At 60.4% G+C, this 5,224-nt stretch carries 6 protein-coding genes; 3 read left to right on the top strand and 3 right to left on the bottom strand.

The window, feature by feature from the left end; all coding sequences use genetic code 11:
- Nucleotides 1–233 precede the first annotated feature (233 nt).
- Nucleotides 234–779 carry a DUF3472 domain-containing protein gene (locus CJ178_RS32350; protein WP_095889135.1) on the top strand — a complete coding sequence of 182 codons (546 nt, stop codon included), beginning with the start codon at nt 234–236 and terminating at the stop codon, nt 777–779.
- Nucleotides 780–864: 85 nt separating this feature from the next.
- Here CJ178_RS32350 and CJ178_RS32355 read toward each other — a convergent pair whose 3' ends face one another.
- Nucleotides 865–2,451 (bottom strand): adenylate/guanylate cyclase domain-containing protein, encoded by a 1,587-nt coding sequence (locus tag CJ178_RS32355; protein WP_092808777.1) that lies wholly within the window; start codon nt 2,449–2,451, stop codon nt 865–867.
- Between the two features lie 42 nt (nt 2,452–2,493).
- Between CJ178_RS32355 and nucS the strand changes: the two genes are divergently transcribed.
- Nucleotides 2,494–3,168 carry an endonuclease NucS gene (gene nucS, locus CJ178_RS32360; RefSeq protein WP_033237400.1) on the top strand — a complete coding sequence of 225 codons (675 nt, stop codon included), beginning with the start codon at nt 2,494–2,496 and terminating at the stop codon, nt 3,166–3,168.
- A complete protein-coding gene (locus tag CJ178_RS33610) occupies nt 3,168–3,500 on the top strand; it encodes an ATP/GTP-binding protein (RefSeq protein WP_080711916.1) in 333 nt (110 codons plus the stop codon). Before nucS ends, CJ178_RS33610 begins: the two co-directional genes overlap by 1 nt.
- 4 nt (nt 3,501–3,504) lie before the next feature.
- On the opposite strand, the gene CJ178_RS32370 is transcribed toward CJ178_RS33610, so the two are convergent.
- Both CJ178_RS32370 and mce read right to left on the bottom strand, forming a co-directional pair.
- Nucleotides 3,505–4,524, bottom strand: coding sequence for a hypothetical protein (locus tag CJ178_RS32370; protein ID WP_033237401.1), 1,020 nt, complete (start codon nt 4,522–4,524; stop codon nt 3,505–3,507).
- Nucleotides 4,525–4,564: 40 nt separating this feature from the next.
- Complete coding sequence (gene mce / locus CJ178_RS32375; protein WP_033237402.1) at nt 4,565–5,038, bottom strand: methylmalonyl-CoA epimerase; 474 nt, start codon at nt 5,036–5,038, stop codon at nt 4,565–4,567.
- Between the last annotated feature and the right edge of the window lie 186 nt (nt 5,039–5,224).

Below are 5,224 nucleotides of genomic sequence, written 5' to 3' on the forward strand. Positions count from 1 at the left end.
GAGAGTAGGACACCGCCGAACACAACTTGAGAAAGCCCCCCAACATTGTTGGGGGGCTTTTTCGTGTCCCCGAAACATAAAGCTCACATAAAGACAATTGTAGTTTTGTAATCGAATGTAAGAATTCGGATATATCTATTCATTAATTGCAAATAGAACAGTCGAATGTACTTCTATGTCTGAATCCGCTGGAAATATTCGAGAATTCTGAAATTGTTTCTTAAATCGTCGGGGTGGCGAGGGCTGCCGCGCCTGGGGCGTCGTCGATACCCGCTGGCAACCCGCAGCATTTCATCTCCTACGACGGGACTCCCCGCACGCCGGTTGAAACGATCGACAGTTTCCACTACACGGTTGCTGTGGAGACCCCGAACGGCACCGCCGGTGTCCGTTTCTCGCTGTTCGGTGCCGGTGGTGTGCCGCTGTCTTCGGAATGGCGGTCGGGCGCTGACGGGGGCAATGGTGTCACGTGTGCGATTGATGTTCCCTATTCGCGCGGAACGGCATACTCCTTCGACATCATGAAGTCGGGTTCGTCGGCGACGGCAACAACATGGTCGGGAACGATTACCAATGATTCCACCGGAGTGGTCACAAAGATGGGGTCATGGTCCACTCCAGCCGCATTCGGTGGACTGAAGAGCACGACTATCGGTTTCATCGAGAAGTTCTCCGGGACCAAGACGTGTGGCGACATTCCGGATGTGAGCGTGAAGTACTCGAAGGTGTCGTTCGGCAACGACAACCCGTCGTCGGGAGCCAAGATCTGGCCGAGCTAGTACGGTCAGCCCGGTATCCCCAGAACCCGATCCGTCAACGTCGATACTGAATCAACTGGGGGACATTTTCGGCTCGTAACCGGATTCAGTCCGTCGGCGGAACAGGGGTTGATACGAGGCCTTCCGCCGGCTCACGAGGAATCGCAAGTTCTGTCTCTTCGAGGCGACCGCGCAGTGTGATGCTGTCGGTGATCCGCCACTGGTCGGCTTCGCTGTTGTGGGCCGCCGCAACAGCGCGGCCTGACGCTGCCAGATTTCCCGGTACGGTCTTGGCCACCTCGGAGAGACGGGCTGCTTCGTTCACAGGATCACCGATCACGGTGTACTCGAATCTTTCACGCGCACCGACATTTCCGGCAACTGCGATACCTGACGCGACGCCGATGCCGGCATTGATTTCAGGCACTTCGGCGCACAGACGGATCTGGATCTGTCTGGCAGCTGCGAGTGCGCTGCCCGCGTGGTCGTCGATCCGGTTCGGCGCACCGAAGATGGCAAGTGCTGCGTCGCCCTCGAACTTGTTGACAAATCCGCCGTGCCCGTCGACCTCGTCGACGATGACGTCGAAGAACCTGTTGAGGAGTGCGACAACGGCGGTTGGAGTGTTTGTCGAGGCGATCGTGGTGGAGCCGATCACGTCGACGAAGAGAACCGATACATCACGTTCCTCGCCGCCGAGTTCGGGATTCTGACGCATCGCGTTGGCTGCAACCTCATGCCCGACGTGTCGTCCGAACAGGTCGCGAATGCGTTCACGCTCCCGAAGTCCTTCCGCCATACGATTGAAACCGGTTTGGAGCAAGCCCAATTCGGTACCGTCGTAGACAACGACGTGAGCACTCAGATCGCCGCGGGTGACTTGCTCCATGCCTCGCCGTACGGATCGGATCGGCGCCGCAGCCGATCGAATGTTGATATAGGTCAGCCCGAGTCCGACGCACAGGGTGATTCCGCCGATTACGAGGATGGCGATTGCGAGAGCCTGCCCGGAGGCTGGACGGATGAAGCTGAAGATCGCGATCAACATCAGACCGGTGACAGGGACTCCGCTGCCGAGCATCCAGACCAGGATGGTGCGCCCCGTGATGCCGAGCACCGCGGATTTGCGGGGTGTCCCGGATTCGAGGGCGCGGGCTGCGATGGGACGAAGTGCGAACTCGCTGAGGAGATAGCAGAACGCGCAGGTCGTGATTCCGCTGAAAGCTATGGTGAACAACACTTTCGGGATGGTGTTGGCGTCGACGATCCCGTACATCGTGGTGAACGTGGCCAATGCCACCGTCCATAGGATGGCTTGAACGCGGGTCAATCGCCATGGTCCACGCAGCGCGGCGCGCTGATTCTCAGGTGTCGGCGGGACGTTGTCCGTTGCCCACCGAAGATCATGGATGAGGCGTGTAGTTCCCCAGAGCAACCCGACGATGAAGACACACCCAGTGAATATCGGCACTGCGATGAAGTTGATCCACGCGAACTCCGATCGCATGATGCTCGGGCCTGGAACAACAACTCCGATGAGAACGACGGCCAGTGCGGACCCGATCAGATTGGTGACCAGGAGCGGAGCAGTGAGGAGGGCTTGGACGCGAACGCGTCGTCGGCGGGGACTCTCGTCTGTGGATCCGAGCAGCCACGACCCTAGGGGCGCGCTCGGGACATTGCTGGGCTGCATAGTGTGTCGAGACTAGTCGCACCGATCCCTTAGGGTGGTGCAGTGCGCTTAGTTATTGCTCGTTGCCGTGTCGACTACGTAGGTCGATTGACCTCCCATCTCCCTACCGCCAGACGCCTTCTGTTGGTCAAAGCGGACGGTTCCGTCAGCATCCATGCCGATGACCGGGCGTATAAGCCGCTCAACTGGATGAGTCCGCCGTGCTGGTTGGTCGAGACCACCGGTGACAGCGACGACATTCTGTGGGTCGTGACCAACAAGGCCGGCGAAGAGCTGAGGATCACCCTCGAAGAGGTCGAACATGATTCGTCGTACGAACTCGGTATCGATCCTGGTTTGATCAAGGACGGCGTCGAGGCGCACCTGCAAGAGCTTCTCGCAGAGCATGTCGAAACGCTGGGTAAGGGCTACACCTTGGTACGACGCGAATACATGACGGCCATCGGGCCGGTCGATCTTCTGGTTCGTGATGCCGATGGTGCTTCGGTTGCCGTCGAGATCAAGCGTCGCGGGGAGATCGACGGTGTCGAGCAGCTGACGCGCTATCTTGAATTGCTCAACCGTGATCCGCTGCTCGCTCCGGTAACGGGAGTGTTTGCGGCGCAACAGATCAAGCCGCAGGCCAAGACTTTGGCAACCGACCGCGGGATTCGCTGCCTTGTCCTCGACTACGAGGCGTTGCGTGGGACCGAGAGCACCGAGTTCCGGCTTTTCTAATGCCTCGCCGCAAACCGATGCCGAAACAATCTCGCCGTACTGACAGTCGACGAGGTCCGGTTTCGGATGAACCGCGTGGTGTGCTTTTTGGCGGGGCAGTGGTCCGGGAGGAGCCCGGTCCGGGCGGCGAGCTGTACATGGTTCGGCCGATTCCGGGAGCCAATGCCACGAAGTTCTATCGATGCCCCGGCTGTGACCACGACATCAGGCCGGGAGTTGCGCATGTGGTGACGTGGCCGTCGGAGCCCGGTGGGGCCGCGGAGCGTCGGCATTGGCATACCGGATGCTGGTCAGGTCGCGGCACCCGCGGCCTGACCAGAAGGTGGTCGTGACGGATCAGTTTCGGGACTGCGCCCGCTGTTCGACCTCGCGGGTGTCGATTTCGGCTGTGTTGGTGTCTTCGATGTCATCCGAGTCGTCAGTTTCCGGTTCGGATTCTGTGTAGCTCGTTTCCTCGTACTCGTCGTCGGTGAATTCCGAGGACGGCGGAGTGGTCGGAGCGTCGAGCAATTCGCTCTCACGGTTGACGGAGGCGAGCATCGCGGGCACCGAATCGAGCTGACCTCGGATTCCCAGGAGTTGCGCAAGGATGCGTCCACGTAGAACGCGCAGTTCTTCGGCAAGTTCCTTGGCGTGAGCGATCTTTCGCTCGGACTGATCTGTCGCAGCCTGTAGGCGACGCTGAGCTTCGCGCGTGGCGTCGGTCAAGCGTCGTTCGGCTTCTGCCTTGCTTGATGCTTCGAGTTCGTCGACTGCGGCAACAACCTTGGCGCGTCGTTCCGCCATCGAGATGTCGAAATCCTCGCGAATCTGAGTTCGCTTCGCCTCGGATTCGGCGGCCAGACGGTCGCGCTCGGCCTGCGCGGCTTCGACGATGCGTGCAGCTTCGGTCTTGGCCTGCAACATGGTCTGCTCGTGCATGGTTTCCATCGCGTTGCGACGGTCGTCGAGCTCCGCGATCAACGACTCGTAGTGCCCGCGTAGGCGGGCGCCGTCCTGTTCGGCGATGGAGGTCATCTCTGCTGCGTCGGCCTCGGCCTTGGCACGGACCTCGGATGCTTCGTCGGACGCCAGTCGGAGCATGCGGCTGATGCGATCACTCATGCCCTCCGCGGTGGTGGGCGGAACGGACAGGCGATCGACGTCCTTACGGAGATCGTCGATGTCGTCGCGGGCATCGTCCAACTGCTTGGCAAGGTCACGGGCTTGCGCGGCTGCGGCATCGCGATCCGCAGCCGTCACACGCAGTTCTACGTCGAATCGCTCGAAGTAGTTGCGTACCTCGTCGCGGTCGTATCCCTTCCGTGCGATCTGAAACGGAAGTTGAATGGAACCGCGGTCCTGCTCGTATGCCATGGCGACAATCTACCTGGCATATCTGCAGGAGTCGGGCCTACTAGTGCGACGCGGCCGGTTCGACCAGTTCGACGAGTACACCGCCGGCGTCCTTCGGGTGGATGAAGTTGATGCGTGAGTTCGCGGTGCCGCGCCTCGGTGCGTCGTAGAGCAACCGGACGCCGCGTGCACGGAGCTCGTCGGAAATAGCTTCGATGTCGGTGACGCGGTAAGCGAGCTGCTGTAGTCCGGGGCCGCTGCGGTCGATGAACTTGGCGATAGTCGAGTTCTCGTCGAGAGGTGCGAGCAACTGAACGGCCGTGGAGCCGGCGGGCGCACCGACGACGGAGAGCATGGCTTCGCGTACACCCTGTGCTTCGTTGACCTCTTCGTGGGTCGAGACCATGCCCAGGTGCTGGGTGTACCACGCGATGGCGACATCGAGGTCGGGAACGGCAATTCCGACGTGGTCGATGGCGACGACGAGGTCGGAGGACAGCGCTGCGAGAGCGGGACTGGGGGAGGTCTGTGTCATACCGTTCACGGTAGCGCTACCGTTTAAGTAGTACACGTCGGGATGTGACTTGGCTCGTATACCACGTGCGCCCGAAGACTATGTCTCTTTTTGCAGCCGGAGGAAATCGTGACCAGTTCTGTGATTGTTGCCGGAGCCCGTACCCCGATGGGTCGACTCATGGGTTCGTTGAAGGACCTGTCCGGG

Origin of the sequence: Rhodococcus sp. ACPA4, from assembly GCF_002300185.1 — a bacterium.
GTDB lineage: Bacteria > Actinomycetota > Actinomycetes > Mycobacteriales > Mycobacteriaceae > Rhodococcus_F > Rhodococcus_F globerula.

Bases quoted from the DNA above. Each gene is read 5' to 3' on its own strand.
- CJ178_RS32355 (WP_092808777.1), bottom strand. From the start codon at position 2,451: ATGCAGCCCAGCAATGTCCCGAGCGCGCCCCTAGGGTCGTGGCTGCTC.
- CJ178_RS33610 (WP_080711916.1), top strand. From the start codon at position 3,168: ATGCCTCGCCGCAAACCGATGCCGAAACAATCTCGCCGTACTGACAGT.
- CJ178_RS32370 (WP_033237401.1), bottom strand. From the start codon at position 4,524: ATGGCATACGAGCAGGACCGCGGTTCCATTCAACTTCCGTTTCAGATC.
- mce (WP_033237402.1), bottom strand. From the start codon at position 5,038: ATGACACAGACCTCCCCCAGTCCCGCTCTCGCAGCGCTGTCCTCCGAC.